The 16554-nt window shown below is 68.8% G+C and carries 12 protein-coding genes and 1 pseudogene; 7 read left to right on the top strand and 6 right to left on the bottom strand.

Going from position 1 to position 16554, the window contains the following annotated elements:
* Positions 1–21: 21 nt before the first annotated feature.
* On the top strand, positions 22–1935 hold the full coding sequence (locus ML342_RS10205) for a GGDEF domain-containing protein (RefSeq protein WP_240126945.1): 1914 nt from the start codon (positions 22–24) through the stop codon (positions 1933–1935).
* Positions 1936–1939: 4 nt separating this feature from the next.
* Here ML342_RS10205 and ML342_RS10200 read toward each other — a convergent pair whose 3' ends face one another.
* A complete protein-coding gene (locus tag ML342_RS10200) occupies positions 1940–2278 on the bottom strand; it encodes a P-II family nitrogen regulator (protein ID WP_240126986.1) in 339 nt (112 codons plus the stop codon).
* Positions 2279–2451: 173 nt separating this feature from the next.
* Between ML342_RS10200 and ubiK the strand changes: the two genes are divergently transcribed.
* Together ubiK and ML342_RS10190 are read left to right on the top strand one after the other, a co-directional pair.
* The gene (ubiK, locus tag ML342_RS10195) at positions 2452–2718 is read left to right on the top strand and encodes a ubiquinone biosynthesis accessory factor UbiK (protein WP_240126985.1); all 267 of its coding nucleotides are present in this window, start codon (positions 2452–2454) and stop codon (positions 2716–2718) included.
* A 12-nt stretch (positions 2719–2730) separates the two neighbouring features.
* Positions 2731–4248, top strand: a complete 1518-nt coding sequence (locus tag ML342_RS10190; RefSeq protein WP_240126944.1) for a YifB family Mg chelatase-like AAA ATPase — start codon at positions 2731–2733, stop codon at positions 4246–4248.
* Positions 4249–4572: 324 nt separating this feature from the next.
* Here the strand turns inward: ML342_RS10190 and ML342_RS10185 are convergent, their stop codons facing one another.
* The 3 genes from ML342_RS10185 to aceB form a co-directional block, all read right to left on the bottom strand.
* Positions 4573–5580 carry a GGDEF domain-containing protein gene (locus ML342_RS10185; RefSeq protein ID WP_240126943.1) on the bottom strand — a complete coding sequence of 336 codons (1008 nt, stop codon included), beginning with the start codon at positions 5578–5580 and terminating at the stop codon, positions 4573–4575.
* Between the two features lie 82 nt (positions 5581–5662).
* Positions 5663–6961, bottom strand: coding sequence for an isocitrate lyase (aceA, locus tag ML342_RS10180; protein ID WP_240126942.1), 1299 nt, complete (start codon positions 6959–6961; stop codon positions 5663–5665).
* Positions 6962–7027: 66 nt separating this feature from the next.
* Entirely contained in the window at positions 7028–8689 is a 1662-nt protein-coding gene (aceB, locus tag ML342_RS10175) for a malate synthase A (RefSeq protein WP_439655194.1), read from the bottom strand.
* 107 nt (positions 8690–8796) lie between these two features.
* Between aceB and ML342_RS10170 the strand changes: the two genes are divergently transcribed.
* The gene (locus ML342_RS10170) at positions 8797–9768 is read left to right on the top strand and encodes a LysR family transcriptional regulator (protein WP_240126941.1); all 972 of its coding nucleotides are present in this window, start codon (positions 8797–8799) and stop codon (positions 9766–9768) included.
* Positions 9769–9775: 7 nt separating this feature from the next.
* Here ML342_RS10170 and ML342_RS10165 read toward each other — a convergent pair whose 3' ends face one another.
* Both ML342_RS10165 and ML342_RS10160 read right to left on the bottom strand, forming a co-directional pair.
* Positions 9776–10753 (bottom strand): isoaspartyl peptidase/L-asparaginase family protein, encoded by a 978-nt coding sequence (locus tag ML342_RS10165; RefSeq protein ID WP_240126983.1) that lies wholly within the window; start codon positions 10751–10753, stop codon positions 9776–9778.
* A gap of 222 nt (positions 10754–10975) precedes the next feature.
* Positions 10976–11533: pseudogene (locus ML342_RS10160) on the bottom strand (cyanophycinase); the annotation flags it as partial.
* A 282-nt stretch (positions 11534–11815) separates the two neighbouring features.
* Here ML342_RS10160 and ML342_RS10155 point away from each other — a divergent pair.
* The 3 genes from ML342_RS10155 to ML342_RS10145 all read left to right on the top strand — a co-directional run bounded on the left by ML342_RS10155 (position 11816) and on the right by ML342_RS10145 (position 16518).
* A complete protein-coding gene (locus ML342_RS10155; RefSeq protein WP_240126940.1) occupies positions 11816–12388 on the top strand; it encodes an RNA polymerase sigma factor in 573 nt (190 codons plus the stop codon).
* Entirely contained in the window at positions 12375–13379 is a 1005-nt protein-coding gene (locus tag ML342_RS10150) for a FecR family protein (RefSeq protein ID WP_240126939.1), read from the top strand. The genes ML342_RS10155 and ML342_RS10150 overlap by 14 nt, the downstream gene beginning before the upstream one ends.
* 85 nt (positions 13380–13464) lie before the next feature.
* Positions 13465–16518 (top strand): TonB-dependent receptor, encoded by a 3054-nt coding sequence (locus tag ML342_RS10145; protein ID WP_240126938.1) that lies wholly within the window; start codon positions 13465–13467, stop codon positions 16516–16518.
* Positions 16519–16554 lie beyond the last annotated feature (36 nt).

Genomic DNA, 16554 nt, shown 5'->3' with positions numbered 1-16554 from the left:
TCGATTCCGCACGGAGAGGGGATGCGCGCAGCCCGATGGCTGACCCATACGGCGTTGCTGCTGGCACTGCTGCTGCCCGCGGCAGGGGATGTGTTTGCCTCTCTGCTGGAAGACGGACATACCAGGCCTCCACCGACCCAGGCCGCCCGCTTCGACGCGGTGTTTCAGAATGTGGTCGGGCCAGGCTCGATGGATGCGCCCGAGGACGTCTACGTCGGCTGGCTGGAGCAGCTGCGCACGCTGCTGCCTCCCGGCGATGCCGCCCGCGAGGTGCAGTTTCGCTCGGTGTACTGCACCAGCCCGCGCTGGAAAGACCCGCAGCAAGGCTTGACCTATAGTCAGGACGCGTTCCGGCGCGCGCTGGCGGCGGGCGATGTCGGCTCGCAGGGCCGCGCCCTGTTTTGCCAGGTCGGCTTCGTGCAGGAGCTGGAGGGCACCCGCAAGGCGATTACGGTGGCCGATCGCATGGTCGCGCTGCTGGAGCACTCCACCGAGCGCCAGCTGCTGGGCGAGGCGCTGATGCTGCGCGGCAGCCTGCTGTCCGATATCGGCGAGCAGGCCCGCGCCCTGATGGATTTCCAGCGTGCGCGTGCGGCGTTCCGCGATGCCGGGATCCCCCACGAGATCGATTTCCTGCAGATGAAGATCGCCACCGCCTATCGGCGGATGGGGGACTATGCGCAGGCCGAGCGCTATTTCACCCAATCCGTGCAGCGGCTGCAGGCGCAAGGCAAGGATCCGGATCGCCTGCTGTCCGACCTGATCCAGCTCGGCTATCTGTACGAGGAATCTGGCGATTTGCCCAAGGCGCGTGACGCTTTCTCGCGCGCACTGGCGGTGGCCGAGCAGCGCAAGGACCGCATGAGCATCGCCAGCGCCCGCCTCGGCCTGGCCTCGGCGCTGATCGCGCAGGGCGAGTTCGAGGCAGCGCTGACGGCGCTAGCGCAAGCAAGCGCTGGATTCGAAGCCGAAAAGGTGGATGGCAACGATGGCCTGCTGCTGCTCACCACCGGCCAGGCCCTGGCCGGCAAAGGCGAGCACCGCGCCGCGCTGGAGCATTTCCGGCGGGCGCTGGGGCCAATCGAGAAAGACGGCAACCTGCGTTATCTGGCGCTGCTGTATCAGGCGCGCGCAGCCAGCGAGGAGGCGCTCGGTCAGCTGCGCGCGGCCCTGGACGACTACAAGCACTACGCGCACCTGCAGGCCGAGCTGCAGTCCAAGATGCGCCTCGAACAGGGCCGGCTGCTGCAGTACGAATACGAAATCCGCCGCCGCGATTTCGAGAACCGACGCCTGCAGACCGAGGCGCGTGCCCAGCAGCAGCAGCTGGCGGCGCTGGAGCGCGAGCGCCACTGGCAACTGCTGGCCCTGCTCCTGGGCGGCATCCTGGCCGTGCTGCTGGCCTGGCTGGCCTGGCTGCAGTGGCGCCGCTCGCGACGCATGCGCACGCTGGCCATGACCGATCCGCTGACCGGCGCCAGCAGCCGGCGCGCGATCGAGAAATACGCCAAAGCCGCGCTGGAGGCGATGCGCAAGCAGGGACGGCCGCTATCGCTGCTGATCCTCGACCTCGATCACTTCAAGCAGGTCAATGACCGCTACGGACATCTCGCCGGTGATGCGGTATTGCAGACCGTGGTCCGCGCCTGGCAGGACCAGCTGCGCGATCGCGACGCACTCGGCCGGCTGGGCGGCGAAGAGTTCGCGGTGGTCTGCGCCGGCGCCACGCTTGAGCAGGCGCAGGCCATCGCGCGGCGCTTGCTGGTGGCGACCCGCGACATCCGCCTGCCCGAGATCGATCCCGCGCTGCGCATCACCACCAGCATCGGCATTGCCCAGGCACACCCGGAAGATACGCTCGATACCCTACTGGCGCGCGCCGATGCTGCGCTGTATCGCGCCAAACAGAACGGCCGCGATCGCGCCGAGGAGTGATCGCTCACAGCGCGTCGGCGTCGAGCTCGCCGGTGCGGATGCGCACCACCTGCTCCAGATCCCAGACGAAGATTTTGCCGTCCCCGATCTTGCCGGTGCCGGCCGCCTTCATGATCGCCTCGGTGACTGCCGCCACGCGGTCGTCGGTCACCGCGATCTCCAGCTTGATCTTGGGCAGGAAATCGACGACGTACTCGGCGCCCCGGTACAACTCGGTGTGGCCCTTCTGACGCCCGAACCCCTTGACCTCGGTCGCGGTGATGCCGGTGACGCCGGCCTCGGCCAGCGCCTCGCGCACATCGTCCAGCTTGAATGGCTTGATCACCGCCATCACCATCTTCATCGTCATCACACCTCCTGTTGCAGGATGCGAGCATAGCGCGGCCGATGCCGGCATACTGACCGTCCGCGCCCGGATTCTCCTACCCGGCCACGCGGCTGACGCCGACGGTTTCGACACGGCATCGCCGCCATCGTAGGCCTACCGGCAGGAGACCCACCATGAGCCCCTTGAGCATGATCGATCTGGCCCAACTCGATGACCTCGCCCGCCGCCTCAGCACCTTGGTGCCGCCCAGTCTGCGCGAAGGCCGCGAGGAGCTGCAGCAAAACTTCAAGGCGGTGCTGCAGGCCGGGCTGGCGCGGCTGGACTTGGTGACCCGCGAAGAGTTCGAGGTGCAGCGCCTGGTGCTGGCACGCACCCGCGAGAAGCTCGAAGCGCTGGAACGCCAGCTGGCCGAGCTGGCCGACGCCGCCAAGCCCGACGACGCTCCGCGCCACTGAGAGGCCACCGCCATGAGCCTTGCGATCGTGCACAGCCGTGCTCGGGTGGGCGTGCGCGCGCCCGAGGTACGGGTGGAAGTGCACCTGGCCGGCGGCCTGCCGTCGATGTCGATCGTCGGACTGCCGGAAGCCGCGGTGCGCGAAGCCAAGGACCGCGTGCGCGCCGCCCTCCAGTGCGCGCAGTTCGAGTTCCCGGCGCGCCGGATCACGGTGAACCTCGCGCCCGCCGATTTACCCAAGGACGGCGGCCGCTACGACCTCGCCATCGCGCTGGGCATCCTCGCCGCCAGCGGGCAGCTGCCGGTGGAAGCGCTGGCGGGCTGGGAATTCGTAGGCGAACTGGCGCTGACCGGGGAACTGCGTCCGGTGGACGGCGTGCTGGCGGCAGCGCTGGCCGCAGGCGCGGCAGGACGGCGTCTGCTGGTGGCGCCAGGCAATGCCGCCGAGGCGGCCCTGGCCAGCACGGTGGACGTGCGCGTCGGCCGCACCCTGCTGGAAGTGTGCGCAGCGCTGGAAGGCCGCGCCCAGCTACCGCGCGGCGAGCTGCCCGCCACCGACCCGCCACCGCCTGGGCCGGATCTGGCCGACGTGCGCGGTCAGGCGCAGGCGCGACGCGCCCTGGAGATCGCCGCGGCCGGTGGCCACCACCTACTGCTGGTCGGCCCGCCCGGCAGCGGCAAGACCCTGCTTGCCTCGCGCTTGCCCGGCATCCTCCCGGAGCCGACGGACGCCGAAGCGTTGGAAGCGGCCAGCATCGCCTCCGCCAGTGGCCGCGGGCTGGACCTGGCGCGCTGGCGGCAGCGCCCGTTTCGTGCCCCGCACCACACCGCCAGCGCAGTGGCGCTGGTCGGCGGCGGCACCGATCCCCGCCCTGGTGAGATTTCGCTGGCCCATCACGGGGTGCTGTTCCTCGACGAACTGCCGGAATGGAGCCGGCATGCGCTGGAAGTGCTGCGCGAGCCGCTGGAGTCCGGCAGCGTCAACATCTCGCGCGCGGCCCGCCACTGCGAATTCCCGGCGCGCTTCCAGCTGGTGGCGGCGATGAATCCCTGCCCCTGCGGCTGGGCCGGTGATCCATCGGGACGCTGCCTGTGCAATGAGGAGATGATTCGCCGCTACCGTGCGCGCATCTCCGGCCCGCTGCTGGAGCGCATCGATCTGCACGTGGAAGTGCCGCGCCTGCCACCCAACGCCCTGCGCACCGATGGCACGCCGGGCGAATCCAGCGCCGACGTGCGCGCTCGCGTGCTGGCTGCGCGCGCGCGCCAGCAGGCGCGCTGCGGCCAGACCAACGCGCATCTGGACCAGGCCCAGACCAATGCGTTCTGCCGACTCACGCCCCGCGACGGCGCACTGCTCGAACGCGCGGTGGAGGCGCTGCAGCTATCGGCTCGCTCGCTGCACCGGATTCTGCGCGTAGCCCGCACCATCGCCGACCTCGCCGGCAGCGACGCCATCGAAACCCCACACCTGACCGAGGCCATCGGCTACCGCAGACTGGAACGTGGGCGCGACCGCGCGGCGGCGTGATGCCGGCATTGGCATCGTGACCATCGCGCGGGCCTCGCGCGGGCTTCGGCGCATTTCCCTCGTGAATCGCCGCAGGTGCTCGATCTGCGGCAGCCGGTCTCACTAGGGAAGGTCTGAACAACGCCATCCAGGCGTTGTCAGCCCACGCCGAGTCCGGTACAGGCCCGGACTCGGCTCACACGCATCAATCACTTGTGTGATTGATGCGTGGCCGGCCCTCCATGGCCGGCAGGAACCTCTGGGTTGATCAGAGGTTCCCTAGAGCGCTCGGCAACATGACATCGGGCTGGACGCGGGCGCAGGTTCGATCTGGCGCCGCGGCTTTCAGTCCATCCACTCGACATGGCCGCCGCCGCGGCGCTTGGCGCGGTACAGCGCGCGATCCACCCGGGCATAGCATTGCTCCCAGTCTGGCGTCTCGTGCGGTTCCACCAGGCAGGCGCCGATGCTGACGGTGGTCATTTGCGGCGGATGGCGGTGCATGCGCGCCAGCATGCGCGCACTGTCGGCGACATAGCCGGCGATACGTCTGACATCCTCACGCCCCTGGCCCTGCAGCAGCAGGCAGAACTCATCGCCGCCCAGGCGGCACGCGATGTCGTCCTTGCCGGCCACCGCACGCAGCAGGTTGGCCACGCCCTGCAGCACGCGATCGCCCACCAGGTGGCCATAGGTATCGTTGATCGCCTTGAAACGATCGCAATCGAGCAGAAGCAGCGCGTGCCCGACGCGCATGCGCTGCTCGCGCAGATTCTGCAGATACAACAGAAGCCCGCGCCGGTTGGCCAGCCCGGTGAGTTCGTCGGTTCGCGTCAGCGCTTCGGTCTGATCCAACCTGCGGCTGGTCGAACGCAGCGCATCCAGCGCGTCCTGCAGCTCTTGATTACGCCGGCGCAGGCTGGCGATCAAGGCGTGCTCGCTCAGCATCGCGCGCAGGATCGCGCGGCGCAGAAACTGGGCCAGCAGATGAGGATCGCGCGCGGCCAGAATGTGGAAATCGTCGTGGCGCAGTTCCAGCAGGATGCCATCCTGCAGCACGCAGGCATCCGCGCCGCGCGTGTGCTCGCCGACCAGCAGGCCTAGCTCGCCAAAATAGGCGCGCTCGCCCAGCCGCCTGCCGCTCAACCCCTCGCCCCAATCCAGCTCGACCGTGCCGCTGGCAACCACGTACATGGCATTGCCGGACTCGCCGCGGCGGAACAGGCGTTGGCCGGCCGTAATCGCGCGCGGGCGCGCGGCCTGCGCGAACAGCGCATACTCACGCGGATCCAGCGTCGATACGCCAGAGTGTTCCGCGTTCCATGCCGTGCCGGTGGTGCCCCAAGCAGCCACGCGATCCCCTGTCACCGCGCCAATCCAGGCGGGTGCAGCATAACACCGCCGGAGGCTTTGCAAGCCGCCGGCGGCATCAGCCTCAGGCCGCGGCGCGATCGCCGTGGAACTGCTCTTCCTCGGTGCTGCCCTTGAGCGCGACGGTCGCGCTGTGCTGGCCCTGGATGGTCTGGGTGATGGCGTCGAAATAGCCGGTACCGACCTCGCGCTGGTGCCTGACCGCGGTGAAGCCGCGCTCGGCGGCGGCAAACTCCTTCTCCTGCAGCTCCACGAACGCGCTCATCTGCCGCCGCGCATAACCGTGCGCCAGCTCGAACATGCCGTAGTTGAGCGCATGGAACCCGGCCAAGGTGATGAACTGGAACTTGTAGCCCATCGCGCCGAGCTCACGCTGGAACTTCGCGATGGTCGTGTCGTCCAGATGCTTCTTCCAGTTGAAGCTGGGCGAGCAGTTGTAGGCCAGCAGCTTGCCCGGGAACTTCGCGTGGATGGCCTCGGCGAAGCGGCGGGCGAACTCGAGATCGGGCTTGCCGGTCTCACACCACACCAGGTCGGCATACGGCGCGTAGGCCAGGCCGCGGCTGATCGCCTGCTCCAGGCCCTTGCGGGTCTTGAAGAAGCCTTCCGCAGTGCGCTCGCCGGTGCAGAACGGGCGGTCGTTGGGGTCGATGTCGGACGTGAGCAGATCCGCCGCCTCGGCGTCGGTGCGGGCGATGATGAGGGTCGGCACCCCGCACACATCGGCGGCCAGACGCGCGGCGGTCAGCTTTTCGATCGCCTCGCGGGTCGGCACCAGCACCTTGCCGCCCATGTGCCCGCACTTCTTCACGCTGGCCAGCTGGTCCTCGAAGTGCACGCCGGCGGCGCCGGCCTCGATCATCGCCTTCATCAGCTCGAAGGCGTTGAGCACGCCGCCGAAGCCGGCCTCGGCATCGGCCACGATCGGCTGCAGGAAATCGATGGAATCATCGCCCTCGGCGTGGTGCAGCTGGTCGGCGCGCAGCAGGGTGTTGTTGATGCGCTTGACCACCGCCGGCACCGAGTTGGCCGGATACAGCGACTGGTCGGGATACATCTCGCCGGCGAGGTTGGCATCCGCCGCGACCTGCCAGCCGGACAGATAGATCGCCTTCAGTCCGGCCTTGACCTGCTGCATGGCCTGGTTGCCGGTAAGCGCGCCGAGCGCGTTGACGAACTCCATCTCGTGCAGCGACTTCCACAGCTTCTCCGCGCCGAGCCGCGCCAGCGAGTGCTCCACGTGCACGGTGCCGCGCAGGCGCACCACGTCCTCGGCGGAATAGGTGCGGGTGATGCCGGCCCAGCGCGGGTTGTTGGCCCAGTCCAGCTTCAGTTGCTCGGCGGTCGGCAGGGTGTGCTTCATGATGGTGTCCTCGGTTGCATGCGGTGATGGTTTCGCCCCTCGCGCGCGGCGAGCGGGCACGGGGGTTCAATCCAGCCGCTCGTAGGCCGGCAGGGTCAGGAACGGGGCGAGTTCCTCGGCGTGGGTGAGACGGTCGAGCAGACCGATCGCCTCCGCCACCCGGCTCGCGCCCGGCAGCCCCGTCTGCGCGTGCAGGCGACTGGGCAGGGTGATCAGGGCGCGCTCGAACAGTGCGAAATCGACCGGAGTGCCGTCGTCCAGCGCCAGCGGCTCGCCGCCGGCGTCGGCCCCCGACGGCCCTTGGCCGGCGGGAATATCGGGAAAGTGCAGCCACTGCCACAGCTGCGCGCGCGCGATCTCGGCGGTGGCGGCGTCCTCCATCAGATGATGGATCGGCACGCAGCCGTTGCCGTCCAGCCACGCCGCGAGGTAGCGCACGCAGACCTCGACGTTGTTTTCGAAGCCGGCGCGGGTGACGGTGCCGCGGCAGGGCTGCAGCAGATCGGCGGCCTCCACGTGCACGTCCTCGCGGGCGACGTGCAGCTGGTTCGGCCCGCGCATGCGCGCGTCGAACACCTCGCGCGCGACCGGGATCAGCGCCGGGTGCGCAACCCAGGTGCCGTCGTGGCCGGCGGTCACCTCACGCAGCTTGTCGGCGCGCACCCGCGCCAGCGCCTCCGCGTTCGCCTGCGGATCGTGCGCGATCGGGATCTGCGCGGCCATTCCGCCCATCGCGTGTGCGCCGCGGCGGTGGCAGGTCTGGATCAGCAGCTCCGAGTACGCGCGCAGGAACGGCTGCACCATCGTCACCTGGCCGCGCTCGGGCAGCACCCGGTCGCGGTGCCGGCGCAGGGTCTTGATGTAGGAGAAGATGTAGTCCCAGCGCCCGCAGTTGAGGCCGACGGCGCGGCCTTTCAGCGCGTGCAGGATCTCGTCCATCTCGAATGCGGCCGGCAGCGTCTCGATCAGCACGGTGACCTTGATCTGCCCGCGCGGCAGCGTCAGCCGGTCCTCGATGCGGGCAAGCACCGCCTCCCACAGCGCCGCTTCCTCCATCGATTCCAGCTTGGGCAGGTACAGATAGGGCCCGCGGTCGCGCGCGGCCAGCGCCTGCGCGTTGTGGAAGCAGAACAACCCGGCGTCGAACAGCGCCCCGGCCAGGCGCGCGCCATCCACGCGGACATGCTTCTCGTCCAGATGCCAGCCGCGCGGGCGCACGATCAGCACCGCCTGCTCAGCCTGCGGGCGCAGCGCGTAGCGCTTGCCGCCGGCCTCGTGGGTGAGCGTCCCGGCGATTGCCGCGCGCAGCGCCAGCTGCCCGGTGACGAGGTTGGCCCAGGTCGGGGAAGTGGCATCCTCGAAATCGGCCATGTAGCAGTTGGCCCCGGAGTTCAGCGCATTGATCACCATCTTCGGGTCCACCGGCCCGGTGATCTCCACCCGGCGGTCGCGCAGCGCGGCCGGCGCCGGGGCCACCGTCCAGTCACCGCGGCGGATGTGCGCCGTGTCGGCGCGGAAATCCGGCAGCGCGCCCGCATCGAACGCCTGCTGGCGCGCGCGGCGGGCGGCCAGCCGGGCCTGGCGAACCGGCTCGAAGCGGCGGTGCAGGTCGGCGAGGAACTCCAGCGCCTCGGGCGTCAGCAACACCTCCTGCCCGGCCGCGCGCGCGACGACCTCGACCCTGGGCTCGGTTTCGGGTTGAACCTGCTGCTGCATGACTGCCGACATCGTCGATGTGCTCCCGTGCTGACTCGTGGGGCGCTACCATCCGCTGGCGTGTGGTATTTGGCAAACGAGATTTATCAATGTTTTGTATTTGAAAAATAAATAAAGTCATGAAACCTGATCGCCCACCCCGCACCCCCCGGTTTTCCTACAAGGGCTCGCGCCTGAAGCCGCTGCGCGCGTTCTGCCAGGTGGCGCGCCTGGGCTCGATCAGCCGCGCCGCCGAGGCGCTCTACCTCAGCCAGCCGGCGGTGACCCTGCAACTGCAGGCACTGGAACGCGAGCTCGGGGTGCGCCTGTTCGAGCGCAGCGGACGGCGCCTGACTCCGACCCGGGAAGGGGAGCTGCTGTACGAGCTGGCACGCCCACTGGTGGAAGGGCTGGACACGCTGGCCACCCGTTTCCGTGAACAGGTGCGCGGGCTGGATGCGGGTGAGCTAAACGTCGCGGCCGGCAGCTCGACCATCCTCTACCTGCTGCCGCCGATCGTGGAGGCCTTCCGGCGCCAGCATCCGGACGTGCGCCTGACCCTGCACAACGTCACCGGCGCCAGCGGGCTGGACCTGTTGCGCAGCGACGCGGTGGATCTGGCGGTCGGCTCGATGCTGGACGTGCCGGCCGACCTTGCCTACACCCCCGCCTATCGCTTCGAGCCGATGCTGATCACCCCGCCCGACCACCCGCTGGCCGGAAAGCGCGAACTCGCGCTGGAGGATCTCTCGCCCTATGGCCTGATTCTGCCCCCCAAACGCCTGACCACCTACCGTCTGGTGGATCTGGTATTCCAGCAGCATCGGGTGCCGTACACGGTCGCGCTGGAAGTGGGCGGCTGGGAGGTCATCAAGCAGTACGTGGCGATGGGCCTGGGCATCAGCATCGTGACGGCGATCTGCCTGACCGCGGCCGATCGCCAGCGGCTGGCGGCGCGTTCGCTGGCACGCTGGTTCCCGGCGCGCAGCTACGGCGTGGTGATCCGGCGCGGCAAGGCGCTCTCGCCGCAGGCGCGCGCGTTCGCCGCCCTGATCCAGCCGCAGGCGTTGGCTCCGCGCGGCTACGACGAGAGCGGGCACTCCGAACGCTGAATGCCGCTCACGGCGTCTGTCCCGGCAGCGGCAGCGGGTCTTCGCGGTAGATCGCCACGTGCGGCACGCCGTCGGCGCCGATCCAGCCGCGGTACATGCCAGGAGTATTGAACGGAAACGCGATTACGCCATCGGCGCCGAGCGCGATCGCACCGCCGTCGCCACCCGCGCGTGGGATGTCGCCATTGATCACCGCCTCGGCCGCGCGCGGTAGGGGTTCGCCCGCGAGCCGCACGCGCGCGCAGATCTCATGCGCCGCCGCCGCCCGGATGTAGAACTCACCCCAGCCGGTGCCGGACACCGCGCAGCCCGCATCGGCCCAGGTGCCGGCGCCGATGATCGGCGCATCGCCCACGCGCCCGTAGCGTTTGTTGGTCATGCCACCGGTCGAGGTCCCGGCCGCAAGGTTCCCGCGCGCATCCAGCGCCAGCGCCCCCACGGTGCCGAAATACGCCTTGCCGGGCAGCACCTGCGGCACCTGCGCGGCCTGCGCCGCGCGCTCTTCCTGCAGCGCCTTCTGCAGCTGCTGCCAGCGCTTTTCGGTGCGGAAGTAGGCCGGATCCACCAGGGTGATGCCCTGCTCGCGGGCAAACTGCTCGGCGCCATCGCCGATCATCATCACATGCCGCGAGCGCTCCATGACCGCGCGCGCCAGCAGGATCGGGTTCTTCACCCGGTGCAGGCCCGCCACCGATCCGGCCTTGCCGCTGGCGCCGTCCATGATCGCGGCATCCAGCTCGTTGCGGCCGTCATGGGTGAACACCGCCCCACGCCCGGCATTGAACTGCGGCGCATCCTCCAGCACGGTAATCGCGGCGGTGACTGCCTCCACCGCGCTGCCGCCGCCCTGCAGCTTCGCATAGCCGGCGCGCAGCGCCTGCTCCAGCGCCCGGCGCGCGGCCTCCTCTTCCTGCGGCGTCAAGTCGCCATGCGCAACCCCCGCCCCGCCGTGGATCACGAGGGTCGGCAGGTCGAGCAGGGCCAATACACCATCCCGAACCGTATAACGCCGGGTGAATGCAGGGCGCTCTACTTCTCCCGACGGAAGATGCAGCACCGAACGGACATCTACCCCCACAGCCCATAGACGCTCAATCCGCGCCGGGCGGTCGGGCTGCACACGCCGCTCGAATCCGCCGTGCACTACGGTTGCGCCCGCCCCCGGCGCCGTGGCGTACACCCGCGCACTGCCGTCAGCCTCCACTGCCAGCGCAGCATTCTCATCCACTCCCAGCCCGATCAGAGGGCGACCGGCGAGTTCCTCGCTCTTGGTCAGGAAGGCCACTAACCGCCCCAGCCTGGCGCGCTCGCTGAAATGGGTATCGGTCACCACGCCTTCAAGCAGAGGAATATTGAGAAACCCGGTCTCAATCGTGTTGTCATCCGACAACGGATCCGCCAGCGCACGCGGACTAGTGATGCTGCCTCCATCCATTGCCCCGTAAAGATATTCGCCCAGGATCGCCAGACCCGCGCTGGTGCCACCCAGCGGTTTTCCCGCTCGGACATGATCATCCAATGCTTTCGCCAGCGGGGTGCCGCGCCAGTAGCGGACGTAGCGGGATTGATCGCCTCCTGCGATGAAGATGCCGTCGGCGCGCCGGATCGCCGCGAGGATGGCCGGATCGCTGGCGGCATCCCGATCCTTGAATACGAAGGTCTCAGCAGATGTAATGCCGCCGACCTTTTCGTAGAACTCCTCGCCGATCTCTCCGCCCAGCGATGCGCGCAGGATCACGATGTGGCCGTGACCAGCCTTGGCCATGAACCAGCGCAGCGCATCGAAGTTACGGTCGCCGCCGCCCATCAGCAATAGCCCCGGCTGCACACGGCCCGGAGTCTTGATCGAGGGATTGCCCTTCAGGTAGTGGTCCACATTCGCCGCGGGCGCCAGCAACGGCAACAATAGCGCCAGTACCGCCACCAGAAGCTGCGTGGTGCCGCTCAGTCGCTTCATATCGCTTCCTCTCGCAGGGGCATGCCTGGGATAGACGAATGGACGCGCGATTTCCCCCGCCGAAGTATCGGCTTTCGCTATGGTAGAGCCATGCAGGCCGACCTCGACCGCTGGTTCATCCACGAAATCCTGGCCCATGAGCAGGCCCTGATGGCGTTCCTGCGCCGGCACTGGCCGCACCCGGACGAATGGCACGATCTGCGCCAGGAGCTCTACACCCGCATCTACGAAGCCGCCTCGCGCACGCTTCCGACCCAGCCCAAGGCCTTCCTGTTTGCCAGCGCGCGCCACCTGATGGCCGACCGCCTGCGCCGCGCCAAGGTCGTCTCGATCGAACCGATGGGTGATCTTCCGCCCTCGCACGTCTTGGTGGACGAGGTCTCGCCGGAACGCTGGTGTGGTGGACGTCAGTCCCTGCGCCGGCTGGCGCAGGCGCTGGACCGCCTTCCTGATCGCTGCCGCGAAGTGGTGTGGCTGCGGCGGGTCGAGGAGCTTTCCCAGAAGGACGTGGCCCTGCGGCTAGGAATCAGCGAGAAAACGGTGGAAAAACACATCGCCAAAGCCATGCGTCTGCTGGCTGATGCCCTGTTTGCGGGAGAACCGGCACCTGCGCCCACAGCCAGCGCGCCGGGCAAGGCGGAGCCGGGCCATGGCCGCAAATAGCGCCGCCATCGAAGCCGCCGCCGCCGCCTGGCTGGCGCACCGCGACAGTGAACGCTGGAGCCTGCAGGACGAAACCGCCCTGCAGGCTTGGCTGGCCGCGGACACCGCGCACCGCGTGGCCTTCCTGCGCTTGCAGGCGGCCTGGCAGGAGAGCGCGCGCCTGCAGGCGCTGGGCGCCGGCCGCCCCGCCCGCCGCGAGCAGATGCTGCAGGCGCTTGCGGCACGTCCTGCCCGCCACGTCCGCCATCGCCGCCCTCGCTGGCCGTGGGCCATAGCGGCCATGCTGGCCGCCTGCGCCTTGGTCGCCGTAGGGCTATGGCGACCAACACCACCCGCATCGCAACCGCCCGCATATGCCTATGAAAGCGGCATCGGCCAGGTGCGCCAGATCGTGCTCACCGATGGCTCCCGGGTGACCCTGGCCGCTGCCAGCCGGATCGAGGTGCAGCTGACGCGACAGGCGCGCCGCGTCCACCTGCTGCAGGGCGAGGCGATCTTCGCCGTGGCCAAGGACCCCGCACGGCCATTTTCGGTCGCCGCCCGCGGCTATCGCGCCGTGGCGGTGGGCACGCGCTTCTCGGTGCGGCGCGATCCCGGCAGCGTGCGGGTCGTGGTGACCGAAGGCACCGTGCGCCTGGAAGACGCGGCAGGTGCCGCCGGCGCCTCCGCACTGCTGCCGGCGGGCAGCCTGGCGCTGGCACGCGCGGATGGCGTCCTGGTGCGCAACCTCGCGCTCGAGGACGCGCAGGATCTGCTGGACTGGCAGCAAGGCTGGTTGGTGTTCCGCGACACCCCGCTGTCCGAGGCGGTAGCCGAGTTCAACCGCTACAACGCGCGCAAGCTGGTGCTGGCCGACGCGCGCGTCGGCACGCTGCGGATCGGCGGCAGCTTCCGCTGGGACAACGAGGATGGCTTCGTCCGCCTGCTGGAGGCCGGATTCCCGATCCGCGCCGAGGCCGCGGACGGGCGGATCCTGCTGCACGCGCGCTGAGGCAGGCGAATGCGGGATTTCCCGCAGTCGCTCGTCATGATGCCGCGATGGCGCCACGTCGAGCGCCCACTGGGGAACCTTTGCCATGAAACCGCTGCGCGTCCTGCTGCTGTCACTCGCCTGCTCCGCCGCCCTCGCGGCGCAGGCGCAAACCGCCACCCGCCTCGACATCCCGGCCGGCGACCTCGCCACCGCGCTGGATGCCTATGCGCGCCAGACCGGCACCCAGCTGGTGTACCGCGCGGACCAGCTGAAGGGCGCGCGCAGCAAGGGGCTGCGCGGACAAGCAGGCTCCGCGCAGGCGCTCGATGCCCTGCTGGAAGGAAGTGGCTTCACTGCGCGGCGCGACGCCTCCGGGGCCGTGCTGATCGTACCGGCCGCCAACACACCAGCCGCACCGCCTGCGCGCAGGCCGGCGGCGCAGGCAGAGACACCGGTGACCAATCTGGAAGCGGTCCAAGTGACCGGCTCCCGCATCCCGCGCGCACAGGTCGAAGGCCCGGCCCCCATCACCATCGTCACCGCCGAGCAGATCCAGGCGTCCGGCCTGACCACGGTGCCCGAAGTGCTGCGTTCGCTCAGCCAGAACAGCGGCAGCGTACAGGGGCAGCAGAACACCACCAGCGCGCAGTCCACCCCCGGCGCACAGGCGGTGGACCTGCGCGGGCTCGGCCCCAACCACACCCTGGTGCTGGTCAACGGCCGCCGGATCGCCGACTTCCCGCTGCCGCTCAACAGCCGTAGCAACTTCACCGACATCGGCAATATCCCGCTGGGCATGATCGAGCGGATCGAGATCCTGACCGGCAGCGCTTCCGCCGTGTATGGCTCGGACGCGATGGCGGGGGTGATCAACTTCATCCTCAAGAAATCGGTGGATGGCACCACCATCGACTACCGCTACGGCGGGACCAGCGAGGGCGGCGGCGAATCGCACGACCTCACCCTGACCACAGGCTTCGAGCGCGGTGATTTCAGCGCGGTGCTGGGGCTGGAGCTGATCGACCAGCGCCCGCTGTGGGGGACCCAGCGCAAGGTGCAGGATTCGACCCTGGATGCGCCGATCCCGCGCCGCCGCCTGCCGCGCCTGATCGCGCAGGTGTACGACTGGGACGACGACGCCAACCTGGCGCCACCGGATGGCTGCCAGGCGATGGCTGGGCTCAACCAAGGCACCACGGTGCTGGCCTACGACCGCTATGGCGAGCCTTACTGCGGCAGCGAGCGCGCGATCGCCTACCGCACCATCCGCAACCAGCGCACCGGGGTCAGCGCGTATGGATCGTTCGAGTACCGGATGTCCGGCGACCTGTCTTGGTTCGCGGACGTACAGGCAGCGCGCCAGACGGTGAAGCTGCTCACCGGCACCAACGGCAACGACGTGGTCAGCGACAACATGGGCTGGGAGTTCCACGATCCGGCCTCGACCGACAACTACCGCAACAAGATGTTCTTCAATCAGGCCACCGGGCATTACGAGATCTGGTCGCGCCAGTTCACGCCCGAGGAGATGGGCGGGTTGCGCAACCGCATGAACACGACCACCCAGAAAACCCTGGCCATCACCACCGGCTTCAAGGGCATGTTCGGGCGCGACTGGAACTGGGAAGCGGCCTACAACCACTCGCAATACGCTGCCGACGTGGCCATGCCGCGGATCAAGGCAGCGGCCGCGAACGCGCTGTTCCTGGGCCCGCGCCTGGGCTACGACGCCGACGGCTACGCCATCTACGACGCCGACCCGGCGCGCCTGTTCAAGCCGCTGACCGAGGCCGAGTTTGCCTCCATCGCAGCGATGTCGGTGTTCCGCCCCAAGGCGGACAACGACAACCTCAGCCTGACCATGGACACTCCGGCCCTGTTCACCCTGCCGGCCGGCGATGCCGGCTTCGCAGGCGCACTGGAATTCGGCCGCCAGTCCTATCGCATCAACCCCGATCCGCTGGCGCTCACCGACGATGCATACGTAGGACCACGCTACGGCGACGGCCGCGGCAGCCGCAACCACTGGAGCGCAGCCGCCGAATTGCGCCTCCCCCTGCTGCCCAGCGTGCAGGGCAGCCTCGCCGGGCGCTATGACCAATACCGCTACGGCGGCCGCCAGCCCGGCAAGTTCACCTACAGCCTCGGTCTGGAGTGGCGCCCGCTGGATACGCTACTGGTGCGCGGCTCCTACGGCACTGGCTTCCGCACGCCGGACATGCACTACCTGTTCGCCGGAAACGATTACTACCGCACCCGCTACGCCACTGACTACTATCAGTGCCGGGTGGACAACCCTGGCGCCAGCAACGCCTGGTGCTACGACGATGGCAGTTACGACATCAGCACCTTCGACGTGTATGCCGGCAACATCGCACTCGACGCAGAGACCAGCCGCTCCGCTACGTTCGGCTTCGTGTGGTCGCCCAGCCACGACTTCGACCTCGCAATCGACTACTACGCGATCCGCGTGCAGAACCAGGTAGAGGCCCAGGATCGCGATCTGCTGCGCCAAACCGAGGCCAACTGCCGGCTCGGCCAGACCGACACCGGAACGCCGGTGGACATCAACTCGCCCACCTGCGTGGACGCCATCGCGCGGGTGATCCGCGATAGCAACGGCGACATCACCAGCGTGCATTTCGGTCCGATCAACATCGCGCGCGAGCAGACCTCGGGGATCGACGTCACCGCCAACTACCGCCTGCAGACCACGGCGGGCGACTTCCGCTTCACCGGCAACTACAACTGGACGCGTCGGCACACCCGCCAGCAGTATCCGGGCGATCCTACCGAGGACATGCTGGCGGTGACCTTCAGCGATACCACCCTGCCGCGCGCCAAGGGCAACCTGGGAATCAACTGGGACCGCGGCGCATGGGGCGCCAGTCTGTTCGGTACCTATCTCGGGCGAATCGCCAACTATGCAAACGACGCATGGACGCACGCCACTTGGCGCTTCAATGCCGGTGCGCGCTACGACATCAACGACCATCTGCGCCTGGCGCTGACGGTGGACAACCTGTTCAACCAGATGCCACCGAAGGATCCCACTTGGGGCAACTACCCCTACTACGACACCTCGTGGTTCGACAGCATCGGCCGCAGCTTCTTCCTGCAGCTGACCTGGAAGCTGGGCGGAAAGCCGTTGCAGTGACGCGGCATGGCGCGGTGCTGCCGGCAGCACCGCGCC

It is taken from the genome of Thermomonas alba (assembly GCF_022419205.1).
GTDB lineage: Bacteria > Pseudomonadota > Gammaproteobacteria > Xanthomonadales > Xanthomonadaceae > Thermomonas > Thermomonas alba.
The sequence above is the reverse complement of the archived record's forward strand: the minus strand, read 5'-3'. Positions and strand labels throughout refer to the sequence as shown.

Excerpts from the sequence above, each read along its gene's own strand:
- aceB (WP_439655194.1), bottom strand. The coding sequence starts at position 8,689 with ATGTCGGCAGTCATGCAGCAGCAGGTTCAACCCGAAACCGAGCCCAGG.
- aceA (WP_240126942.1), bottom strand. The coding sequence starts at position 6,961 with ATGAAGCACACCCTGCCGACCGCCGAGCAACTGAAGCTGGACTGGGCC.
- ML342_RS10205 (WP_240126945.1), top strand. The coding sequence starts at position 22 with ATGCGCGCAGCCCGATGGCTGACCCATACGGCGTTGCTGCTGGCACTG.
- ML342_RS10145 (WP_240126938.1), top strand. The coding sequence starts at position 13,465 with ATGAAACCGCTGCGCGTCCTGCTGCTGTCACTCGCCTGCTCCGCCGCC.
- ML342_RS10150 (WP_240126939.1), top strand. The coding sequence starts at position 12,375 with ATGGCCGCAAATAGCGCCGCCATCGAAGCCGCCGCCGCCGCCTGGCTG.
- ML342_RS10200 (WP_240126986.1), bottom strand. The coding sequence starts at position 2,278 with ATGAAGATGGTGATGGCGGTGATCAAGCCATTCAAGCTGGACGATGTG.
- ML342_RS10170 (WP_240126941.1), top strand. The coding sequence starts at position 8,797 with ATGAAACCTGATCGCCCACCCCGCACCCCCCGGTTTTCCTACAAGGGC.
- ubiK (WP_240126985.1), top strand. The coding sequence starts at position 2,452 with ATGATCGATCTGGCCCAACTCGATGACCTCGCCCGCCGCCTCAGCACC.
- ML342_RS10155 (WP_240126940.1), top strand. The coding sequence starts at position 11,816 with ATGCAGGCCGACCTCGACCGCTGGTTCATCCACGAAATCCTGGCCCAT.
- ML342_RS10190 (WP_240126944.1), top strand. The coding sequence starts at position 2,731 with ATGAGCCTTGCGATCGTGCACAGCCGTGCTCGGGTGGGCGTGCGCGCG.